The 21,168-nt window shown below is 70.0% G+C and carries 17 protein-coding genes and 1 pseudogene; 12 read left to right on the plus strand and 6 right to left on the minus strand.

The features are described from left to right. The first annotated feature begins 42 nt into the window (after positions 1–42). The 3 genes from FVA80_RS21060 (at position 43) to FVA80_RS21070 (ending at position 5,474) form a co-directional block, all read left to right on the plus strand. Positions 43–2,451 carry a polysaccharide biosynthesis tyrosine autokinase gene (locus FVA80_RS21060; RefSeq protein WP_147906509.1) on the plus strand — a complete coding sequence of 803 codons (2,409 nt, stop codon included), beginning with the start codon at positions 43–45 and terminating at the stop codon, positions 2,449–2,451. A gap of 59 nt (positions 2,452–2,510) precedes the next feature. Beyond that, positions 2,511–3,689 (plus strand): glycosyltransferase family 4 protein, encoded by a 1,179-nt coding sequence (locus FVA80_RS21065; protein WP_147906510.1) that lies wholly within the window; start codon positions 2,511–2,513, stop codon positions 3,687–3,689. Between the two features lie 957 nt (positions 3,690–4,646). Then, positions 4,647–5,474, plus strand: a complete 828-nt coding sequence (locus FVA80_RS21070; protein WP_147906511.1) for a response regulator transcription factor — start codon at positions 4,647–4,649, stop codon at positions 5,472–5,474. A gap of 162 nt (positions 5,475–5,636) precedes the next feature. On the opposite strand, the pseudogene FVA80_RS21075 reads toward FVA80_RS21070, so the two are convergent. Continuing rightward, positions 5,637–6,935: pseudogene (locus FVA80_RS21075) on the minus strand (UDP-glucose/GDP-mannose dehydrogenase family protein); the annotation flags it as partial. 320 nt (positions 6,936–7,255) lie between these two features. On the opposite strand from FVA80_RS21075, the gene FVA80_RS21080 reads away from it, so the two are divergent. Then, positions 7,256–7,477 (plus strand): hypothetical protein, encoded by a 222-nt coding sequence (locus FVA80_RS21080; protein WP_147906513.1) that lies wholly within the window; start codon positions 7,256–7,258, stop codon positions 7,475–7,477. A 72-nt stretch (positions 7,478–7,549) separates the two neighbouring features. Further along, complete coding sequence (locus tag FVA80_RS21085) at positions 7,550–7,771, plus strand: hypothetical protein (RefSeq protein WP_147906514.1); 222 nt, start codon at positions 7,550–7,552, stop codon at positions 7,769–7,771. Between the two features lie 154 nt (positions 7,772–7,925). On the opposite strand, the gene FVA80_RS21090 is transcribed toward FVA80_RS21085, so the two are convergent. After that, positions 7,926–9,623 carry a HAMP domain-containing methyl-accepting chemotaxis protein gene (locus FVA80_RS21090; protein WP_147906515.1) on the minus strand — a complete coding sequence of 566 codons (1,698 nt, stop codon included), beginning with the start codon at positions 9,621–9,623 and terminating at the stop codon, positions 7,926–7,928. 483 nt (positions 9,624–10,106) lie between these two features. Here FVA80_RS21090 and FVA80_RS21095 point away from each other — a divergent pair, with 483 nt between their 5' ends. Together FVA80_RS21095 and FVA80_RS21100 are read left to right on the plus strand one after the other, a co-directional pair. Continuing rightward, a complete protein-coding gene (locus FVA80_RS21095) occupies positions 10,107–10,382 on the plus strand; it encodes a hypothetical protein (RefSeq protein ID WP_147906516.1) in 276 nt (91 codons plus the stop codon). A 431-nt stretch (positions 10,383–10,813) separates the two neighbouring features. After that, positions 10,814–11,122 carry a hypothetical protein gene (locus FVA80_RS21100; RefSeq protein WP_147906517.1) on the plus strand — a complete coding sequence of 103 codons (309 nt, stop codon included), beginning with the start codon at positions 10,814–10,816 and terminating at the stop codon, positions 11,120–11,122. Positions 11,123–11,144: 22 nt separating this feature from the next. On the opposite strand, the gene FVA80_RS21105 is transcribed toward FVA80_RS21100, so the two are convergent. Further along, on the minus strand, positions 11,145–12,170 hold the full coding sequence (locus tag FVA80_RS21105; RefSeq protein WP_147906518.1) for a glycosyltransferase family 2 protein: 1,026 nt from the start codon (positions 12,168–12,170) through the stop codon (positions 11,145–11,147). Positions 12,171–12,370: 200 nt separating this feature from the next. Between FVA80_RS21105 and FVA80_RS21110 the strand changes: the two genes are divergently transcribed. Continuing rightward, entirely contained in the window at positions 12,371–13,207 is an 837-nt protein-coding gene (locus FVA80_RS21110) for a family 16 glycosylhydrolase (protein WP_147906519.1), read from the plus strand. Between the two features lie 367 nt (positions 13,208–13,574). Here the strand turns inward: FVA80_RS21110 and FVA80_RS21115 are convergent, their stop codons facing one another. Further along, a complete protein-coding gene (locus tag FVA80_RS21115) occupies positions 13,575–14,312 on the minus strand; it encodes a sugar transferase (protein ID WP_147906520.1) in 738 nt (245 codons plus the stop codon). A gap of 187 nt (positions 14,313–14,499) precedes the next feature. On the opposite strand from FVA80_RS21115, the gene FVA80_RS30645 reads away from it, so the two are divergent. Further along, positions 14,500–14,652 (plus strand): hypothetical protein, encoded by a 153-nt coding sequence (locus FVA80_RS30645; RefSeq protein WP_187193450.1) that lies wholly within the window; start codon positions 14,500–14,502, stop codon positions 14,650–14,652. Positions 14,653–15,037: 385 nt separating this feature from the next. Then, positions 15,038–16,117: an acyltransferase gene (locus FVA80_RS21120; protein WP_147906521.1), complete on the plus strand. Its 1,080-nt coding sequence runs from the start codon at positions 15,038–15,040 to the stop codon at positions 16,115–16,117. 11 nt (positions 16,118–16,128) lie between these two features. Here the strand turns inward: FVA80_RS21120 and FVA80_RS21125 are convergent, their stop codons facing one another. Both FVA80_RS21125 and FVA80_RS21130 read right to left on the minus strand, forming a co-directional pair. Next, complete coding sequence (locus FVA80_RS21125; RefSeq protein ID WP_147906522.1) at positions 16,129–17,373, minus strand: acyltransferase; 1,245 nt, start codon at positions 17,371–17,373, stop codon at positions 16,129–16,131. A 608-nt stretch (positions 17,374–17,981) separates the two neighbouring features. Next, complete coding sequence (locus FVA80_RS21130; RefSeq protein WP_147906523.1) at positions 17,982–18,203, minus strand: hypothetical protein; 222 nt, start codon at positions 18,201–18,203, stop codon at positions 17,982–17,984. 405 nt (positions 18,204–18,608) lie between these two features. Between FVA80_RS21130 and FVA80_RS21135 the strand changes: the two genes are divergently transcribed. Both FVA80_RS21135 and FVA80_RS21140 read left to right on the plus strand, forming a co-directional pair. After that, positions 18,609–19,946 (plus strand): glycosyltransferase family 2 protein, encoded by a 1,338-nt coding sequence (locus FVA80_RS21135; protein ID WP_246692061.1) that lies wholly within the window; start codon positions 18,609–18,611, stop codon positions 19,944–19,946. After that, a complete protein-coding gene (locus FVA80_RS21140) occupies positions 19,889–20,902 on the plus strand; it encodes a glycosyltransferase family 2 protein (protein ID WP_246692062.1) in 1,014 nt (337 codons plus the stop codon). Before FVA80_RS21135 ends, FVA80_RS21140 begins: the two co-directional genes overlap by 58 nt. The last annotated feature ends 266 nt before the right edge of the window (positions 20,903–21,168 follow it).

Below are 21,168 nucleotides of genomic sequence, written 5' to 3' on the forward strand. Positions count from 1 at the left end.
TCCGAGACGATGCGCAAACCCCGCCCCGGTGAGGGACACGCCATGAACAGACACTCGACCAGCGCGGCCTTCCTGCGGGCCGACCCCGTGGGCACCGGCGCCGGCAGGCCGTGGCGGGACGCGCCGCGGACGCCCGATCCCGATTCCCAGGTCGCGATCCTGACGATCATGCGGCGGAACTGGCGGTCGATCCTGGCGCTTAGCGGCGTCGGGCTGATCGCCGCGATCATCTACGTCGCCACCGCGCCGTCGATCTACACCGCCAGGGCGCGGGTCTACATCGAGAGCCGGTCGAGCCCGGTCACGGCCCGCGACACGCCCGGCGCCGCGACCCCCCTGGAGATCCCCGAGGTCGAGAGCCAGGTCGAGTACATCCGCTCCGAGAAGATCGCCCTGGCCGCGGTGCACCGGCTCGGCCTGGCGCCGACGCAGGACCTGTCGGTGCCGCCGCACCCGCTGGTGGCGAAGGTCCGGGAGGGCATCGGCGCGGTCAAGCTGTTCGTCGCCGGCCTGATCGGCCTCTCCCCCGCTCCCAAGCCGGGCGTCGCGGCGGGCCCGGACGAGCGCCAGGCCGCGACCGTGCGGGAGAACCTGGAAGCCGCCCGCATCGGCGCGGCCTACGTCATCGAGGTCGGCTACAGCCTCGACAACCCCACGACCGCGGCCGCCGTCGCCAACGCGGTGGCGGACGCCTACGTGGCCACGCAGTTGGAGAACCGGTCGCAGATCTGGAAGGTCGCCGGCGAGTGGATCCTGCCGCGGCTGAAGGAGATGCAGCAGCGCGCCAGCGCGGCCTCCCGCGAGGCCCAGACCTACAAGGCCGAGCACGCCATCATCGATCTCGGCAAGCGCGGCCTGGTGGGCGAGCAGCAGCTGGAGGAACTCAACACCGCGGTCGCCTCCGCCCGATCCAGGACTGTGGACGCCCGCTCGACCCGCGACCAGATCCGCGCACTGCTGGCCTCCGATATCGCCGATCCCGGCATCACCGAGGCCTTCAAGGACACGGTGATCATCCAGCTGCGCAAGCAGTACGTCGACCTTGTGCAGCGCGCCGACGACCTGAAGCGCCGCCTCGGCCCCGACCACGACGCGGTCACGGCGATCCAGAAGGACGTGCTGGCGGCCAAGCAATCCCTGCGGGCCGAGCTGGAGCGCCTTGCCGCCTCCCTGGACCGGGACTACGAGGTCGCCAAGGCCCGCGAGGACAGCATGTCGGCGTCCTTCGACGCGCTGATCTCGAAGACGCTCGTGACCAGCGAGGCGCGGGTGAAGGCGAAGGAGCTCGACCGGGCGGCCGAGACCTACGACCAGATCTACACGAACCTGCTCAGCCGCTACATCGACGCGGTCAACCAGCAATCCTACCCGCAGCCCTCCGCGCACGTGATCACCCCGGCGAGCGTCCCCGAGCGCCCGAGCGCGCCGCGCGGCGGCCTGATCGTGATGCTCGGCATGCTGGTCGGGGCCGGCCTCGGCGTCAGCGGCGCCTTCGCGCGGCACTGGTTCGACCGGACCCTGCGGTCGCCCGGGCAGATCACCGGCCAGGGCCTGTCCTGCCTGGCCGCCCTCCCCGAGCTGCGGCGCGAGCCGGGCTACCGGGCCGCCCTGGCGCTGGCGCAGAGCCACGCCGACGAGGCCCTGCGGCCGGCCAGCGTCGAGGCGTTCAAGGCCGGCGCGGTGCGGTACATGCCGCAATCGATCTTCGTCGAGCGGCTGCACAGCCTGAAGTCGCACCTGATCGGCAACGACCGCCGCGGCCCGGTCTTCGCCATCGGGGTGACCTCGGTGGGGGCCGGCACCGGCAAGACCACCTTCGCGAGCAACTTCAGCCAGTTGCTGGCCCGGTCGCGCGCAGCCTCCGCGAGCCGGATCCTGCTGATCGACGCCGACGTGCGGCAGGCGACCCTGTCGCGGCTCAGCCAGGCCTCGGACCAGCGCGGGCTCCTCGACGTCCTCGCCGGCCGCTGCTGCGCCGAGGAGGCCGTCCGGCCCCAGCCCGGGGACGTGCGCCTGCTCGCCTGCGGCAGCCTCCACCCGGGCGACCCGCATTTCAGCGACCTGATGACCCCGGAGGCGATCGCCAGCCTGGTCCGCGACGAGCGCACCAATCTCGACCGCATCGTGGTGGACCTGCCCCCAGCCGACGATCTGCCGACCCTGCGGCCGCTCCTCGACATGCTGGACGGGGTGATTCTCGTGGCCGAGGCGGGCAAGACCAACATCGACGACGTGATCGCGGCCGTCCAGGATCTGGAATCGAGCGGCTGCACCGTCCTGGGCGTCGTGCTTAACAAGACCAACGCCACGCCGGCGGTCCGGCGCGGCACCCTGGTGGACGCCCTGGTCCGCCGCGCCGCCGCGATGCGGCCGACCGCCCAGCCCCGGCTCGCCCGGTCCTGGCGCCGCCGCCCGGGCGCCGAGGCGACGGATGCAGGAGCCTCCGTGTGACGGCGTTTCGCGCGGCGTCGGGTTCGCGGTCGCAAGGAAGGTTGAATGGGCCGCGCGCCATGACGCCGATTGCGCCGGATGCCGCGTTGCCCGGCGCCGGGCCGGTGGGCCGTGTCGCCTTCTTCGGCCACGACCGGATCGAGCCGACGATCCGGAAGCGGGTCGGCGCCATCCGGGAGACCGGCTGGTCGGTGGTTGAGTACATGTTCGTGCGGGCGCGGGTCGGCCTCGCCGATCCCGGGACCACCGGCGACGTCGTGCCGCTCGGGCAGACCGTGGATCGGCAGTACGGACGGCGGCTCCCGATGCTGGCGCTCGGGATCGTCCGGGCGCTGGCACGGTGGCGGGACCTGCGCGCCGCAGACGTGGTCTACGTGCGCAACCTCGACATGGCGCTGGTGGCCTGGGCCTCGACCCGGCTCGCGGGCAGCCGGGCGCCTCTGGTCTACGAGGTGCTCGACATCCAGCGCCTGATGGTGCGGCCGGACCGGGTCGGACGGGTCGCCCGGGCGGTGGAGCGCTGGATCCTGGGCCGCAGCGCGCTGCTGGTCGTTAGCGCGCCGGACTTCGTGGGCCGCTACTTCGGGCCGGTCCAGGGTTTTTCGGGCCCCTGGCACCTCCTCGAGAACAAGGTCATGGCGCACCGCCTCGCCGAGGTGGCGCACCGGATCGACCGCGACCGCAGCGCCGGGCCGCCCTGGGTCATCGGCTGGTTCGGCACGCTGCGCTGCCGCCGGAGCCTGACCATCCTGGCGGCGGTGGCGCAGGCGCTGGGCGACGCGGTGCGGGTCGTGATCGCCGGCCGGCTCTCCGAGGAGGATATCGACCCGCAGGCCTTCGCGGAGACGCTGCGCCGGCATCCGAACATGTCGTTCCGCGGCCCCTACGCCAATCCGGAGGAGCTGCCCGACATCTACGGCGGCGTCCACTTCAGCTGGGCGGTCGATTACTTGGATGACGGCCTCAACTCGGACTGGCTGCTGCCGAACCGGCTCTACGAGGGCGGCCTGTGCGGGGCGCTGACGCTCGCGCGCGCCGAGACCGCCACGGGCCGCTACGCGGTGGCCGAGCAGCTCGGGTGGGCCTTCCCGGAACCGCTCGAGGACGCCGTCATCGCGTTCCTGCGCGGCCTCGACGGGGCGACCTACGCGGCGATGCACGGCGGGCTCGCTACCCGGGCGATCACGGACTTCGTCGACGTTCACGGCATGCGCGACCTGCTGGCCCGGGTCGCCTGATTGGTTTTCTCGCGCGGCGCGGCGATTTACGCCGCGCCGCCGGACGCGGGCTGGGGCCGGATTCGGGCGCATCGTCTCCGCCCCGCGACCGGGCGCTGACGGACTCACACATCCGGTGGTGCGCGACGGCCGCACGAGGAAGCGCGGATCCTCGCCCGTTGCGGGAAATGGGGCCTGTCGCGCTCTGAAAGCGAGACTGCCTCGAGCCTGTGGGGCCCGCAGCGGACGGGCACGCCCGGATCGGGGGGCGCCGGTTACGTAGTTCCGACGGGCGCCCCCGCGCGGGGGCGAATCGATCGGCTCAGGATGCGGCGTGCCGGCCACCGAAAGCCCTGATTCGGGGGTGATTCGCCATCGGACCGGCGGTTCGAGCCTCCAAACCGTCATCATATCTACAAAATCAGTCCAGCAACTCAGTTTCAGCGGCGAAAACTGGATTCGCCACCGCGCTGGAGTGCGAGATAGGCGGGGCAATTAGACATCAGTCGAATAGGCTAAACAATTTGGCCAAGGCCGCATCCGGTGACGGAATCCGATCCCCGAACCGGCAGGCCGCCGAGGCGGAAATAGCCGCCGCGACATTTCAATTCTTTGGTTGCCAAAAACTTGCGATCGACCGCCTGGATACGGTCGATCGACCGCAATGAACCAGACCAGACACCAGAAGATCGCACGGATGCAGGACGAGATCTACGATCCGGATCGGCGGTCACTGCACCAGTAGCTACGTACGTAGTTTGTGACTGTTTTGATATGCGTAGAAATTTAATCAACCCGGAGCAGATAGGGTATTTACAGCCGATTTTACGAAAGTTAGCATTATATCCACGGTCATCGAGAGCCTTTCAATAAGGCGCCGAACAGACCGCCATCCGCTAGTGTCATGTCGACGGCGAGTTCGTGGGTTTCCACGCCCTCGCCTGACAACGGGCTTCCTGCGAAAGGAGGTAATTTCCTATGGCCAGTCTTGGTACTCGAGACGAGCGCGTCATCGTCGAGCGGGATAGTCCCAGGAGCCGCAGCGGCTTTCCGGGAGCGCAGGGCGGTGACGGTTCGGACGTCATCGAGCGGCGGGACCCGACCCTGGCCCGCACGAACCGCATCGTGATCATCGATCGCCGGCAACTCGTCGGTCGGTGCCTGGCCGCATCCCTCCGGGAGGCCGACAAGGACACCGTGTTCGAGGTGTTCCCGGACATCGAGTCGTGGAAGCGCCAGACCCCGTTCGCGGCCGCCAACGTGGTCGTGCTGTGCCGGCCGGACGGCAACCTGTCGGAGACCGAGTGGGCCGAGGTCACCCGGGAGCTGGCCCTGCTGCAGGGCGAGGTCGACGCGCCCCCGGTCGCGGTCATCTCGGACGGGGAAAACCTCGACCAGATCGTGCGGACCATCAAGCTCGGGGTGAAGGGCTACATTCCGACGACGACCTCGGTCGACATCGCCCTGCAGGCGCTCCAGCTCGTCCAGGCGGGCGGCGTCTACATCCCGGCGGAATGCCTGTTCCCGCTTCTCGCCAGCATCAAGGTCGAGGAGCCGGTCGAGCCCGGCGAGGACGAGATCTTCTCCCCGCGCCAGCTCTGCGTCGCCCGGGCCCTGCGCAAGGGCACGCCGAACAAGATCATCGCCTACGAGCTGAACATGTGCGAGAGCACGGTGAAGGTTCACGTCCGCAACATCATGAAGAAGCTGAAGGCGAAGAACCGCACCGAGGTCGCGTACCTGACCAACAAGTACTTCCTGCGCGAGGATTCGAGCCTGGCCGCCGTGAAGGCCCCGGCGGCCTGAACGCCGCCCGGCCGCGCCGGCCCCGACAGAGCGCCGTGCCCGATCCATCCGCGATCGGGCACGGCGCTCTGTTTTGAGCCGGACCGCCCGCAGGGCGGCCGCCTCAGCCGACGGCCAGCAGCGGCCGGGCCGCGGGCTCGACCCGGACGCGGCAGGCTCCTCGGCGCGGCCGACGCTGGTATAGGCGAACCCGTGCAGCCGGGCCTCCTCGGGCCGGTAGACGTTGCGCAGATCGACCAGGACCGGAATGCGCATCGTGGCGTGGAGCCGCGGCAGGTCCAGCGCCCGGAACGCGTTCCACTCGGTGACGATCACCAGGGCGTCCGCACCCTCCGCGCACGCGTAGGCATCCTGCGCGAAGTCCACGCCCGGCAGGAGCGGCCGGGCCTGCTCCATGCCCTCCGGGTCGTAGGCGCGGACATGGGCGCCGGCATCCTGCAGGCCGGCCACGATCGCGAGGGCGGGCGCATCGCGCATGTCGTCGGTGTTCGGCTTGAAGGTCAGCCCCAGCACCGCGATCGTCTTGCCGCGGACCCCGCCGCACGCCTTGATGACCTTGCGGGCCATGCCGCGCTTCCTCTGGTCGTTGACCGCGACCACGGTCTCGACCAGCCGCAGCGGCGTCCCCGCATCCTGGGCGGTCTTGACCAGAGCCAGCGTATCCTTGGGGAAGCACGAGCCGCCGTAGCCCGGCCCCGCATGCAGGAACTTGCCGCCGATCCGGTTGTCGAGGCCCATGCCGCGGGCGACCTGCTGCACGTCGGCGCCGACCTGCTCGCACAGGTCGGCGATCTCGTTGATGAAGGTGATCTTGGCGGCCAGGAACGCGTTGGCGGCGTATTTCGTCAGCTCGGCGGTGCGCCGCGACGTCACCAGGATCGGCGCCTCGTTGAGGTAGAGCGGCCGGTAGACCTCGCGCATCACGGCCTCGGCCCGGGGATCCTCGGTGCCGACGACGATCCGGTCCGGGCGCTTGAAGTCGGAGATCGCCGCGCCCTCGCGCAGGAATTCCGGGTTCGACACCACGGCGAAGTCGGCGTCCGGCCGCAATTCGCGGATGATGCGCTCGACCTCGTCGCCGGTGCCCACCGGGACCGTCGACTTCGTCACCACCACGGTGAAGCGGGTCAGCGCCCGGGCGATGCTGCGGGCCGCCTGGTACACGAAAGAGAGGTCGGCGAAGCCGTCGCCGCGTCGCGAGGGGGTCCCCACCGCGATGAACACCGCGTCGGCCTCCGCGACGGCGAGCTCCAGGTCGGCGACGAAGGACAGCCGGCCCTGGCGGACGTTCTCCGCCACGAGGGCACCGAGCTCGGGCTCGTAGATCGGGATCTGCCCGGCATTCAGTGCATCGATCCGGTCGCGGTTGGTGTCGACGCACACGACGCTGTGGCCGAAATCGGCCAGGCACGCCCCGGAGACCAGCCCGACATAGCCCGACCCGACCATCGTGATGTTCATGCTCGCCTCGTCGCACCGCGCGCCCTGTGAGTCCGGTCTACGGCGGCGGCGGCGGGGCGGCACCTCATGACTTAGGCGTAGGGCCGGTCGGCGGGACGGGGTACGGGCGCGGTCGCGGGGCTGCCCGGCCCCAAGGCCGGCCGGATACCTCGCTAGGCTTAGGTTCGGCCGCTCCCGCGGTGTTCCCCGGCCACGCAAGAGACCAGGCAGCCTAAAAGCTAAGTCTTTTTCCCTTCTATTAGGCCGGATCTCATGGGGTTTAGACGGAGACGATCGCAGGGACGAACTCTCTCGGGGATTTTCGCAGGGGGAGAGCCCGTTTGGCCGCACGCTTCTACTTCGAGCTTGCCAACGCCGAGATCACGCTCCACGACCCGACGGGCGTCGAGGCCACCGACCTCGAGGAAGCCCTGTTCGAAGCGCGCAGCGTCATCGCCGAGATGGCCGACGAGATCGCCGACGCGCATCCGGGGCCGCCCTGGACCCTGCTGGTGCGGGACGAGGCCGGATGGCTGGTCGGGCGCTTTCCGATCCGCAAATGACCGGACGCGCGGCCTTTACCGGTTGTTAACCCTTCGTTCGGAGGATCGAGACGCCTTCGATCAGGGACAACCATGGCCAGACCGACGTCCTCGCCCGATCCGCGCGTCGCCGCGCTGGCCGACGCCACCGCCGCCGGCCTGGCGCAAGCCGCACAGGCCCTGGCGGAGCGCGGCGATCCCGAGACCGCCGAGACCCTGCGCGCGATGGCGCGGCACAACCGGGTCGCGGCGCTCAAGCTGCGGACGATGCGGGGCGTGGCGCAGGACTGGATGGGCCTGGCGCGTACCGCCTGAACCCGGGCGATCCGATCGTCCGGACGACTGCTCTCCCGCACTCCCGCACGACGGATCGGGCCGGACGCCCCTCCCTGCGGGGGAAGGGCGTCCCGGCGGGCGATGGGTGAGGGACAGCGTCGGCGGCCTGCGGCGCTCGAACCGGCGGGAGCCGTCACGCCGCGCGCATGGTGGCCAGCAAGCGGTCGACCTCGGCGGTGAGACGCTCGGACTGGCGTGACAGGCCGGTCGCGGCCGAGAGCACCTTGGCGGCGGCTTCCCCGGTCTGCTCGGAAGCACCCGCGACACCGACGATGTTGCCGGTGACCTCCCGGGTCCCGGCGGTGGCCTGGGCGATGTTGCGCACGATCTCCTGGGTCGCCGCGCCCTGCTGCTCGACCGCGGCGGCGATCGAGCTCGCCACCCCGTTCAACTCACGGATCCGGTTGGTGATCGTGCCGATCGCGCCGACGGCCTCGCCGGTGACGCCCTGGATCCGGCCGATCTGGCTGGCGATCTCCTCGGTCGCCTTGGCGGTCTGGCCGGCCAGCTCCTTCACCTCGGAGGCCACGACGGCGAAGCCACGGCCCGCCTCGCCGGCGCGGGCAGCCTCGATCGTGGCGTTGAGCGCCAGCAGGTTGGTCTGGCTGGCGATCGCCGAGATCGTCTGCACCACGTCGCCGATCCGCGTGGCCGCCGCACTCAGCTCGGCAACCAGGGCGGCGGTCTGGTCGGCCTCGCCGACGGCCCGCTGGGCCAGATCGGTGGACCCCTGCACCTGCCGGCCGATCTCCTGGATGGAACCACCGAGTTCCTTGGTGGCGGCCGCGACCGTGTTGACGTTGGCGGCCGCTTCCTCGGCCGCCATCGCCACCGCGCCGGATTGGGTGCCGGCCTCCTGGGCGATGTCCGTCATCGCCCGGGCGGTGACTTGCAGCTCCGTGGCCGAGGACGCGACCTGATCGACGATGCCGGCGACCGCCTGCTCGAAGCCCTGGGCCAGGTCCAGCCGGGCGCGCCGGCGCGCCGCGGAGGCCGCGGCATCGGCGGCCAGCTTGTGCTCGGCTTCCTCGGCCGCGCTGCGGGCGACGCTCTCCTTGATGCGCTCGACCGCGCGCCCGACCGCACCGATCTCGTCGCCACGGCGCGCCTCCGCGATGACCGCGTCGATCTCGCCTTTCGCCATCCGCTGCAGGACGGCCACGAGGCTGCCGAGGGGCCGGGTCACACCGAACACGATGATGGCGCCCGAGAGGGCCAGGGCGGCGAGCAGCCCCGCCGCGGCCGAGCCGATCAGGACCAGCCGCGCCTGCTTGGCCGCGGCCTCGGTGGCGTTCTTCCCATCGGAGAGGCGGGCATCGACCCGCCCCTCGTAGACCCGCGCGGTCCGGTCGAACCGCTTCGCGACCTGCTGGCTCGTCCCCATGGCCAGCTGCGTGGCGGCGGCCTGATCGTTCTTCAGCGCGAGCGCGTTGGATCTGTCGAGGACATCGTAATACTCGCGCGTGATTGTACCGATCTCGAGCAGCAGGTCCCGCACCTCCTTCTTCAGCGCGCCCTCGGCGAGCGTCGCGATATCGTCCGCCGTGCCCTTCACCGCATCGCGATACGCCTTCTCGAAGTCGGACATCTCGTTCTGCGGCTGACCGATGATGATCGCGCGGTTCATGAGGCCGGCGGTCTGCACGTTCTGCCGGACCCGCGCGAACGCCTCCAACCGCGCGACGTAATAATCCACCAACACGTGGTTACGCTCGGTGATATTCCCCAACATACTGAGCGTATAATAGATCGTTCCAACGCTCACGAGCGCCATGATTAAGATCGGCACAAACATCTTGTGCAGTATTCTTAAGCGTTCAAAGATTTTCATATGGAAAGATTCTCTAACCCGGCATTGTGCCGACCTTAAAAACGTGCCCTGAAATTAATCAAGTGGGTTGACATGATCATTTGTTACGTACCAGTATGTAAAAAAATTTACCGGCAGATCTTGATCATATAACTTTACACAAGAACGTCCATCGTTTCGGATCATAACTTCTAATAGTGCGGGTGATCGAACCATATTTCGTGCTGGCTGAGAAATTGAGGTGTTAAATATTATGATGACGGTCCAGCCACTTGGCACACACGCACAAGGCGGCTGCGCATCGCGCATACTTGGGCCCGACGTCATCCAGCGGCCACACGAAGAACAGTATCCGGCCAGTTTGCGAGCGATCAACAGCTAAAAATTCAATAAAAGCACCCGCACAAGTGTTTTTGCTGATTGTTTACACCCGAACAGCCTGGTAGATTTGCAAGATAGAGCTTGACAAGGAACTCACGCGCCGTGCCCCCGACAGACAGCGAGATGAGCGCCGGCCTCGCGCTCGACATGGTCGGTCGCGCCTATCTCGCCCTGGCCCTCCTCTACGAGACAGCGCACCCGGGCGAGTTCGATGGCGTCCAGCAGAAGATTCGCGCGTTCGTCGAAGACAATTTCCGTATCATCCAGGAGACCAGCGGCCGCGAGACCCTGGCGGCGGGAACGGTCGAAGGCGCGGCTCATCTTGTGAACGGCGTCCTGCTCGAGGTCGAAAGCAAGATCGCGACGATGATCCGGCCGACCCGATACATGCGTGGCTGAGCCGCGCGCGGGACACGACGGGGTGCCATCGAATCGTACCGGGCCGATCGACCGCGCCCGCTAAGGCCTGCCTTCGGGTGTGGACAGAGTCATACAGAATGGGGACGATCCCGCGCCCCTCCCCGCACGCGGACGCCTCGAAGAAGCCCTTCGGCCGGCTGCGCGAACGCAAAGGCCTGCGCTTCGCTCCCTCGCCCCCGGATGACGGGAGTGGGGTGGAACCGCGCCAACCCGGACCAGGCGAGCCTCCGCTCCGTACCGCGCACGGGGTATCCGAAGGCCGAATACCGGACTGTTGCAGTTGAGCCATGAGGCCGCACTAAATCTCTCACCACGCTTGGGCGGAGACACTGGCCCTAGCTTGAAGCATCGACAGTGTTAACGGATCATGTTAGTCCACAACTAGGGATGGAAACAATATTATCGGCGCGATGAAGATCAGCGATGATTGTGACCAGGGTTCACGTAGTGCAGATGTTGCACTCGAGGTTTTGGCGCGAGCCTATCATGCCCTGGCAGTCGTCTATGAACTCTCGAACCCCGGCGCCTACCTGGCACTTCATGGAAAGATGATGCCGTACCTGCTGGACAGTTTCCGGAACGCCGAGGCGGCGCGGACCGGCGATCCGCACACCACCGCGTTGTTCAGCGCCGCGCTGGAGCGGGTCCGCTGCGCGCTGGACGACGTCCAGTGCGACGTGTCGGCCGTCCGGCCCCGGAGCGGCGAGCGGGATCACTGACGAAGCCGGCGGCGGCGCGTTCTCAGGGCGCCGGCCGCAGGCGCTCGCTCGGCCCGAGCAGCAGGCGCGGAGCCGTATCCCCGGTCGCGGCACGGTTCGGGATCAGCCGGGCCAGCTTGGCCTCCAGGGTCTCGGACGCGATGTGCCGCCAGGCCCGCGGGGCGTACAGCAGTTCGCGCAGGGCCGCCGCGTAGCCGTGCGAGCGCCGGCGGTCGAGGACGCGCCGGTGCTGCCATTTCCGCATCGTGGCGTCGCGATGGGACCGCAGGGCCTTGCGGGCGCCCGGCGCGAGGTCCGGACGGGCCAGCATCGTCTCGTCGAACGCGATGATCGCCGCGAGGTCCTCGGTCCGGTGCTGCGCACTCAACGAATCCGCGCGCTCGACCGCCACGTAGCCGCATGGCGCCGTGACGGCGAACACGGCGCCCGCCGCCAGGGCCTCGACGTAGAGGGCGTAATCCTCTCCGAGGCGCAGCCGGGCGTCGTAGCGCAGGCCGTGGCGCTGCAGGAACGAGCGCCGCATGATCGGCTTGAGGAACCCGAGTTCCCGCCGGTGCTCGCCCGCGCGTCCGATGTTGCCGGAGACGAACCCCGCGAGCGACAGCAATTGTGGCCGGCCGGGCCCCGTCACGAGGCTCCCGGCCGCGGCCGCCGCGCTCCCCCGGACCAGGATGATGTCGTCGGCGATCAGGTCCCAGCTGCGGGGGGCCGACAGCAGGCGGCCCAGGCGCCCGTCCAGGAAAGTGTCGTCGGCATCGAGGACGCAGAGCAGCCGCGCGGTCGCCACCGCCAGCGCCGCGTTGCGGGCAGCGGCCGGTCCGGCGTTGCGCGTCAGCCGGAGCAGCTTCAGCCGGCCGGTCCCGTCACCGGCGGCCTCGGCGGCCGCGCTGGTCCGGTCCGTCGAGGCATCGTCGACGACGATGACCTCGGCGACCTCCGGCTGGCGCAACGCCGAGGCGACCGCGGTCGCGATGGTGGCCTCGGCGTTGCGCGCCGCGATGATGACGCAGACATCCGCTCCGTCGCTCTGGGCCTGGACGCTTCGCACCGGACGACTCCGAAGACTCCCCGCCCGGCAGGGGCCGGACGGCCATCCCGCACCGTAGGCGGCCCGCGCGCGGCACGCGACATCGTCCAAAAGGAGGGCGCGGGCGCCGGATCCGCTCGTCCGAAAGATCACCGCCGCCGCGGCCGGACGCGCCGATACTGCGCCGGATTCCGTGAACCGGCCAAAGCGAGACGATGAGCATGACGAGACCGCGCCGCCCGATCCGCACCGGCTGCCTGGCCGCGGCCCTGTTGCTGCCGGTCCTGCCGGTCGCGGCCGGGGACGATCCCGCCCCGGCTTCCGGCGACGCGCCGGCGTTCCGGGGCGGCGGCTCCTTCGTGGAGACCTTCGCGACCCTCGGCGATCGACGCTGGTACGTGGCCGACGGCTGGGTCAACGGCGACTTCCAGAAGTGCACGTGGTCGCGCCAGCGCGTGCAGATCCCCAGCCCCGGGGCGCTGACCCTCACCCTGGCCGACAGCCCCTACAAGGAGCGCGCCTTCAGCTGCGCGGAGATCCAGACCAAGGAGCGCTACGGCTACGGCACCTACGAGGTCCGGATGCGGCCAGGCGCGGCCTCCGGCCTGGTCTCGGCGTTCTTCACCTATAACGGCCCGGACGACGGCGACCGCCGGACGAACGACGAGATCGATTTCGAATTCTTGGGCAAGGACACGAAGGGCGTCCAGCTCAACTACTTCACCGGCGGTACCGGCCAGCACGAGAGCGTCGAGGCGCTGGGCTTCGACGCCGCGACGACCATGGCCGACTACGCGCTCGAATGGCTACCCGACCGGATCCGCTGGTCGGTCAACGGCCGGCTGCTGCGTGAAGTGCGGGCCGCGCCCGACCGGCCGATCCCGTCGCATCCCGGGAAGATCATGCTCAGCATCTGGACGGGCCAGGGCCGCGACTTCGAATCGTGGCTCGGGCCGGCCACCTATCCGGGACAGCCGGTCTCGGCCGCCTTCGAGCGCGTCGCCTTCACCAAGCTGGGCGACCCGTGCGGCTTCAAGGGCTCGATCGTCTGCCGGTAGGGCGGCACGACGCCGCCGGCTTATCGCGGAACCCTAACGAAACATTAACCTTGTCCCCCGCACGTTCACGATTGCGGTCACTGCGGGGCCAAGTTTGATGTCCGGGTTCAGCCTTCTCATCGCTGTGTATGCGGTCGGCTTCGTGGAGTTCTGGCGCCTCTGCGTCGTGGCGCCCCTGGACCAGGACGACCCGGCCTGAGGGCCTCCCCGACCCGACGCAGCCCACACCCGATGCCGAGAGCCGTCCCGGATCGCGTTGCAATCGCCAACGGCTTTCAGCTCTTGATGCAACGCGCTCGCTGACGCCAAACCGGGATCCACCTCGGCGGCGAGCGCTCTCGCGGCGTCCCGTCGTCGGCTCGCGGCGCTACTTGCTGCCGCGCTGGGCCAGCACCGCCGGAATGGTGCGCAGCATGATCGCGAGATCCCGGCGCAGGCTCCAGCGGCTGGCGTAGTCCAGGTCGAGGGCGACGCGCTCGGCGTAGCTGGTGTCGGAGCGGCCCGAGACCTGCCACAGACCGGTGACCCCGGGCGGCACGGAGAAGCAGAGCGTGAACGCCGTCCCGTAGCGGACGACCTCCCCCTGCACGATCGGGCGCGGGCCGACCAGGCTCATCTCGCCGCGCAGCACGTTCCAGAGCTGCGGCAGTTCGTCGAGCGAGGTCTTGCGCAGCACCTGGCCCAGGGCGGTCACCCGGGGATCCCGGGTAAGCTTGTGGGTCGCCTCCCACTCGGCCCGGGCCTCGGGATGCGCCGCCAGGTGCGCGGCCAGGACCGCGTCGCCGTTCGCGATCATGGACCGGAACTTCAGGCACCCGAACGGACGCCCGTTCCGGCCGAGCCGCCGATGCCGGAAGATCGGCGCGTGGCCGTCGCTGGCCCAGATCAACAGGGCGATGAACAGGAGCAGCGGCAGCAGCAGACACAGGGCCGTCAACGCCACCCCGGTATCGAGCGTGCGCTTGGTGGCCCAGCCGAGCCGGAGCCCGAAGCGCGCTGGAGAAGCCGTCGGCAGCGTCATGACCAACGCTTCGTTGATCGTCTCGACCATATGGTGCGGCGACGACGGGGTGATGGAGGTCGGGGTCCCAACCGGACGCAGCATGGCGGCGGCTCCTCACTCGGTGCGAAAGGTGGATGCGACAGTGCGAGATGCGATCGAAACCCGCAGGCCGGTGCGGCCGGGACGGGGACAATATTTGACACGCGAAAGTCTTGAGCCGTTGGCACAGCGGAAAACTTGCGAGATAAAGCCGGGGCAGGACCACCGAATCACCAGTGGAGATAAGTAATTGCTGGTCCTTCTGGTCTTTGCTGCGCTGATCGGGGGCGCGATCGGTTTCGCGGTGGGCCTGCTGCAGGGCTGGCTGGTCGCGTTGCTGGCGGCCCAGGCCGGAGCCGCGATCGGCGTGGGCCTCGTGGTCCTGCTCGGGATGCGTCGGTGAGCGCCCCGGCCGGGCGGAGCCTCGGCTCCGCGCCGCGTGCGGCGGGCCCCCGGGACGGCCTGTGGCATGGCGTGGCGCGAGACATCGCGCTGCACGGCATCGCGTCGTCTGCAAACCGGTGCGTGTGAGCGATGACCGTTCACATCAGTGTTCCACCCGGAATCGGACGGGCCATCGCGACCATACCCCACTTCGATATTGTTAAACAACCCTAAACACGAAGGGTCTAAGGCCGAATACAGCAATGCGGCAGATGTTCAGGCGACCCGGCCTACGCCGATCGAGGTAGGCCGCCCCCCGCGTCCGGCCGGCCTAGACCGGGCGCTCGATCCGCTTCGACCGCGCCCGCGCGGCGGGACGGGCTCCGGCATCGGACGAGGCGTGCATGGTCCCGGCAGAGCGCCGCATCATCGGGTTCGACGGCCTGCGGGCGGTGGCCTTCCTGATGGTCTTCGCCAGTCACAAGGCGCCGAGCCCGCGCACCGAGGCGCTGGGCAGCGCCGGGGTCTGGCTGTTCTTCGTGCTGAGCGGCTTCCTGATCGTCCGCATCCTGGCGGCGGCCCGCGGGCGCATCGAGGCCGGCGCGGCGACGCCGATGGACAGCCTGCTTGCGTTCTACCGGAACCGGCTCGCCCGCATCGTGCCAGTGTATTACGTCTTCCTGTTCGTGCTCTACACCACCCGACTGGGCGGCCCGCTGAACCTCGGCGACGACGCGTTCAAGCTTTCGACGTGGCTGTACCTGACCAACGTCTATATCGAGCGGAACGGCTGGGGGACGGAGCTGGGCCATCTCTGGAGCCTGGCCGTCGAGCAGCAGTTCTACCTGCTGTTCGCGCCGGCGGCCCTGTTCCTGCCCCGGCGCCGTCTCGGGGCGCTGTGCGGCGCGCTCGTGGGCGCCAGCGTGCTGATGCACGTCGCCCTGTGGTCGGCCGGCGCCTGGCCGGTGAGCTTCGACGTCGACACGGTGGCCAATCTCGGGCTGATCGCCCTGGGGGGTCTGGCCGGCCTGCGCACGCAGCCCCTGCCGGGCTGGCTCCGGGGCGACGCCGCCCTGCTCGGCGCGCTCGCCCTGTTCCTGGCCCTGCCGCTGCTCGCCGGGGAGACCGGCCGGTGGCTGATCCTCGGGCGGCTCAGCGGGATCCTGGCGGCGCTCGTCCTGCTCCAGATCGTCCAATCCCCGGGCAACCGCATCGTCGCGCTGCTGGACACGGCCTGGCTGCGCCGGATCGGCGTCATCAGCTACGCCGCCTACCTGTTCCACGTGCCCCTGCACGCGGAGCAGGTGCTGGCAGCCGTCGGCCTGCATCTCGCCGGGCCGCGCTCGGTCACCCTCGCGCTCGACCTGGCACTGACCCTGCTCCTGGCGGAAGCGTCGTGGCGGCTCCTCGAATCCCCGGCCCGCCGGATCCTGCGGAGCCCGCCCCGGGCGGCCCGGCGTCCCGCGTTGATCCATCCGCTGTAGACGTCACGGATTCAAAAGGTCCTCGACCTTTTGCGGGTGCAGGGCGGAGCCCTGCGGTCGTGCGAAGCCGCGCTCCAGCGGGACGCTGTCCCGAACCCTGCCAAAGGGCTCGCCCTGTGGGATCCGGCGCCTTTCACGAGACGGCCGACCAGGGCCGCAGCGACCGGGGCGAGGCGCTTTCGCGCGCGCAAGGCCGGGCTCTCGATGCCGTGCCACGACGCGGCGGCGGCGAGGAGCGTCGGGCCGATGGCCAGCAGGACCAGCGGGGCCGTCGAATCGATCCCGGGGACCAGGGAATAGACCGCGTTGAGGATCGGGCAGTGAGACAGGTACAGCCCGTACGAGTAGTCGACCTTGTACGGCCCGAGCCACCCGCCGAAATCGCTGACGCCGATCGCGACGGCGATATAGGCCAAGCAGAGCCCCGACAGGGCCGGATCGGCCAGGTGCCACCGGTCCGGGCCGAGCCCGTAGACGAGGCCGCACCCGGCCACCGCCGCCGCGAACAGCCGGCCATCGAGCGGCACGGCGTGTCGCCAGACATACAGCAGGCAGCCGCTCAGGAAGGTGGAGAACAGGATCGCGCCGCGGCCGAGGAAGAACAGGCGGAACAGCCCGTTCCGCTCGAACAGGGGCAGCCCCCCGCACGCGGCCAGCAGGGCGGGCGTGACCGCGAGGGCGACGAGTACGGCCAGGAGCACCCGGGGCCGCCGCAACAGCCCCGCCACGATCAGGGCCGCCGCCAGCCCGTAGCAGGCGAGTTCGTACGCGAGGGTCCAGAGCGCGGCGTTGACGATGCCGGGCTGCCCGTTCTGGGTGAACACCCCGGGCAGCTGTGCGCGGAACAGGCCGATGCTGTTCGCGCAATACTGCCAGACCCCCACCTGCGCGAAGTAGGCCGCCGGGGCATCGGTGGAAAACACCGGGCCGATCACGAAGGCCGTGACCAGGGTCACGGTGGTGAGGGCGGGCAGGATCCGCACGGCGCGGTTGATCAGGAACGGTCCGGCCGGGAGCCGCGACGCGCTGCCCGCGACCAGGAAACCGCTGACGCCGAAGAACAGCGGCACGAGGCTGCCGGTCAGCGGCGACAGCGTATCGGTCCAGAGCGTGCTGCCCACCGTGGCGCCGGCATGGAACAGCATCACCAGCAGCGCGAGCACCAGGCGCAGGGTATCGAAGCCGGCGCCGTAGCCGCCGCCGGCCGCGAGCGTCCCTCCGATCGTCCGCCCGCGACGGGGCATCTGTTGACGCATGAGAGAGCCTCGCACGGACACGCAGCGGGGCGCGGCGCCTCCGATCCATGCCACCGGTTGGCCCGAGGCGAGGGACGGGGCCGAGCACACAAAAGGAGGGATCCGGCGCCGGATCCCTCCCCGCTGTACGGCGACAGGCCACCCGGGCGGGGTCAGAACTCCTCCGAATGGCGTAGCAGAGCGCAATGTCGCCAAGGCCCGCCGGGCCACACGCCTCCCGAGCGGCCCGCTACGAGGCCGTCCTGGCGGTGTGGCCGCGCTCGTCCCGTCTCGCCGTCGGCGGGGGTGACGCGCCTACGGGTTGGACAGGTTGGACTTTCGACCTCTCCCGAGGGGGGGGGGAGAACTAAGTCTACTTCAAGTGAAGGTTTGACCCTTGCCGCCATGCACCGTCATCCCGGGGCCGCGCAGCGGAGCCCGGGATCCAGAGACGCCGACGCGTCAAGCTCTCGAGCCAACGGCGTTTCTGGATTTCAGGCTCGCCTGCGGCGGCCTGGAATGACCGCGCGGATAATCCAGTCTGGGGCTTACCCCTCGGGAGATGAACCTTCCACCCTGTGGAACCCGTAGCGGGGACGCGCTGCAGCAACGGTGGCGGCAGGCCTCGCCTACGACCTGATCGGCAGCCGCGCCACCACAATCCCGGCGGCGTCCCGCACCACGAGCGTCCAGCCGCCACCGAGGTCGTGGGCGCAGACGTCGTCCGCCATCTCCCGGATGACGCTGCGCGCCTCGGCCAGGGCCTCGGTCAGATCGGTGGCGTCCACGCCCTCGTGGTCGCGGATCGTCTCCCTGCCGTTCTCGACGTCGAAGTAGAACCGGATGGGCAAAGACGATCCCCCGTGATTGATGCCCTCGGAGGGCCGTCCCGTCCTGGATGCGCGGCCCGACGCGCCCGACGGAAATCATCTGGAGACATAAAGTTTAATAAATATCAAAGCTGATTTCGCCCGGTCCGTTGCAATAATGTCTGATTTTTTCTGCACTCGAACAATATAGGTATCGATCATTACCCATTTGATCATGGTGGTGTGGCGAAAGGCGGTACCGCGCTACGCCCGCCCTGGCCCCCCGGTCAGCCACGGGGATCCCGGCCGGGACGCATAAATCCGCCGCCCTGGGACGGTGCGGCGCGCGCCTACGCCCTTTGAGTGTCGTGCGCCGGGCGCGCTTCACGCCATGGTCGGCCTGGGCCCGGGAGACCGCGAATCCCGGGGGCGGCGGCAGGACGAGCGATGGCGAAGCAGATCGAGGCCGATGCGCGGACGGCGCCCGTGGACATCTCGTTCCTCATGGCCGCCCACAATGCCGCCCCGTGGATCGAGACCGCGATCCGCTCGGCCCTCGATCAGGCCGGCGTCGCGGTCGAGGTGCTGGTGGTGGACGACGGGTCGACGGACGGGACCGCTTCCGTGCTGGCGCGGCTGGCGGCGGCCGACCCGCGCATCCGCCCGATCCCCATCGACGCCGCACGCACGCACGCGCCGCGGGGCCCGTCGGCCGCCCGGAACGCCGCCCTGGCCGCCGCACGGGGACGCTGGGTGGCGATCCTCGACGCGGACGACCTGATCGTCACGGACCGGAGCCGCACGCTCCTGGATCTCGCCGCCGCCACGGATGCCGACCTCATCGCCGACAACCCGATCCCCTTCACCGGGGCCTTCGATCCGGGCGGGGCCGGCATGCTGGACCGCGGCCGCGAGCCCTACCTGTTCACGGTCGAACTCGCGCAGTACCTGACCTGCAACCGGATGCTCACCCCGGGGGTGAAGCTCGGCTATCTCAAGCCGATGCTGCGGGCCGACTTCGTGCGCCGGCACGGCCTGCGCTACGTGGATACGGTCCGGGTCGGCGAGGACTTCCTGTTCTGCGTGGCGGCCCTCGCGGAAGGCGCCCGCTTCGTCGTGAGTTCCTATGCGGGCTACGGGTATCGGCGGGGCCCGGCCTCGCTGTCCCACCGGCTGCGGCTCGCCGACATCGAGCACCTCGACGCGGCCTTCGCGGCCTATGCCGAGGGCGGCGCCCTGGCCGGGCACCGGGCGCGCTCCGCCGGGATCCGGCAGGCCAGCCGCGCCTATCGCGACAGCCCGCCACCGCGCAGGTCATCGCCCGGGTGGTGGAGGCCGCGCAGGGCGGCCGGTGGCTCAGGGCGCCGCCCTGGCGCTGACCCGGCCCCGGGCCTGGCGGTTCCTGACCAGCTCGCTGATGGCCGCGGCGGGCAAGCGCGCCGGCCGTCGCCTGCGCCCCGCGATGCCGGACGCCCTTCCGGCCGGACCACGGTGAGCCCCATGCGCCTGTGCCTCTGCATCTGCACCTGCGAGCGTCCGGCGGGCCTGACGCTGCTGCTCAAGGCCATCGACCGGCAGCGGCTCGGCGACCTCGCCGAAGCCGCCCTGCGGATCCTGGTGGTCGATAACGGCCGCAGCGACGCCGCCATCCCGGTGGTGGAGGCCTACCGCACCGCCGGCCGCTTCCCGATCACCTACGCCCGCGAGGCGGTCGGGGCCTGGCGGCGGTGCGCAACCGCAGCCTCACGGCGGCCGCCACGCTCGGCGCCGACTGGATCGCCCTGATCGACGACGACGAGGTTCCGGACCGCGACTGGCTGCGCAGCCTGCTCGACACGGCGCGGCGGACCGGCGCCCCGGCCTGCGTCGGCCCGGTGGTGCCGCTGTTCGACCGGGTCCCCCCGGCCTGGGCGACGACCGGGGGCTTCTTCGCCAAGACCCTGCCGGTCCGCGATGGACTGGTGGCGGACGCCTACACGGCGAACGCGCTGCTGGACCTCCGGGTGGTGACGGCGCTGGGCCTGTCCTTCGACATGCGCTTCAACACCCTGGGCGGCGAGGACACCATCTTCTTCCGGTCGCTTCTGCTTGCCGGGCACAGGATCGCCTGGGCGCCCGACGCGATCGTGTACGACAGCATCCCGGCGCACCGGATGCGGGTGCGCTGGCTGCTGGCGCGCTGGTACCGCAGCGGCAGCGTCGAGGCCTATCTCGGCCGCCTCCGGCCGGAGACGGTGAGCGGCGGCTCAGCAACGCGGCCCGGGCCTGGCCCCGCCTCGGCGGGGCGCGCTTCGTCTCGGGATCGCCGGGCTGTCGCTCCGGCCCGCCACCCTGGTCGGCGGCTTCTACACCCTGTGCCGGGGCGCCGGGCTGCTCGCCGCCGTGCTCGGCCTGAGCTACCAGGAATACCATCCCTCCCGGCACCGGTAAGTACGGGCTTCCAAGGGGTTCGGCCCTTTGGCGGGGTGATGGGGCGGCACGTTGAAGGCGCGCGCGGCGGTGTCGAACGCCGACGCGGCCGATCCCGCCTGCATCATGCCCGCCTGCGCCATGTCCCTCGCGTCACGCCCTCGCGTCACGCCCCTCGCGTCACGCCCTCGCGTCACGCCCCTCGCGTCACGCCCCTCGCGTCACGCCCCTCGCGTCACGCCCCTCGCGTCGCCCCTCGCGTCATGCCCCCTCGCGTCGTGCCCCCTCGCGTCGTGCCCGCGCGCAATCGTTCCGCAATGCAGCGTGTTTGATCGCACCGCACGCACCCGGCCGAACCGGCATCATCGTTGCAGATGGTTTGCAGGGCCTCATCCGAGGCCCGCCGCACGATGAAAGGGGTGCACGCTATGGTCCTGAAGGGTTTCTCTTACGCGATGATCGGCGCCTTCGCGGGCGGTCTCGCCATGACGGTGGCCGGTTCGGCCGGAGTTCTGTTCGGCCTGTAAGCCCGCACGGGCGGCCGGCCACGACGCATCGGATCCGCGGCGGGGTGAGAGCCCCGCCGTTTCCATGAGCG

Source organism: Methylobacterium sp. WL1, from assembly GCF_008000895.1.
Lineage (GTDB): Bacteria > Pseudomonadota > Alphaproteobacteria > Rhizobiales > Beijerinckiaceae > Methylobacterium.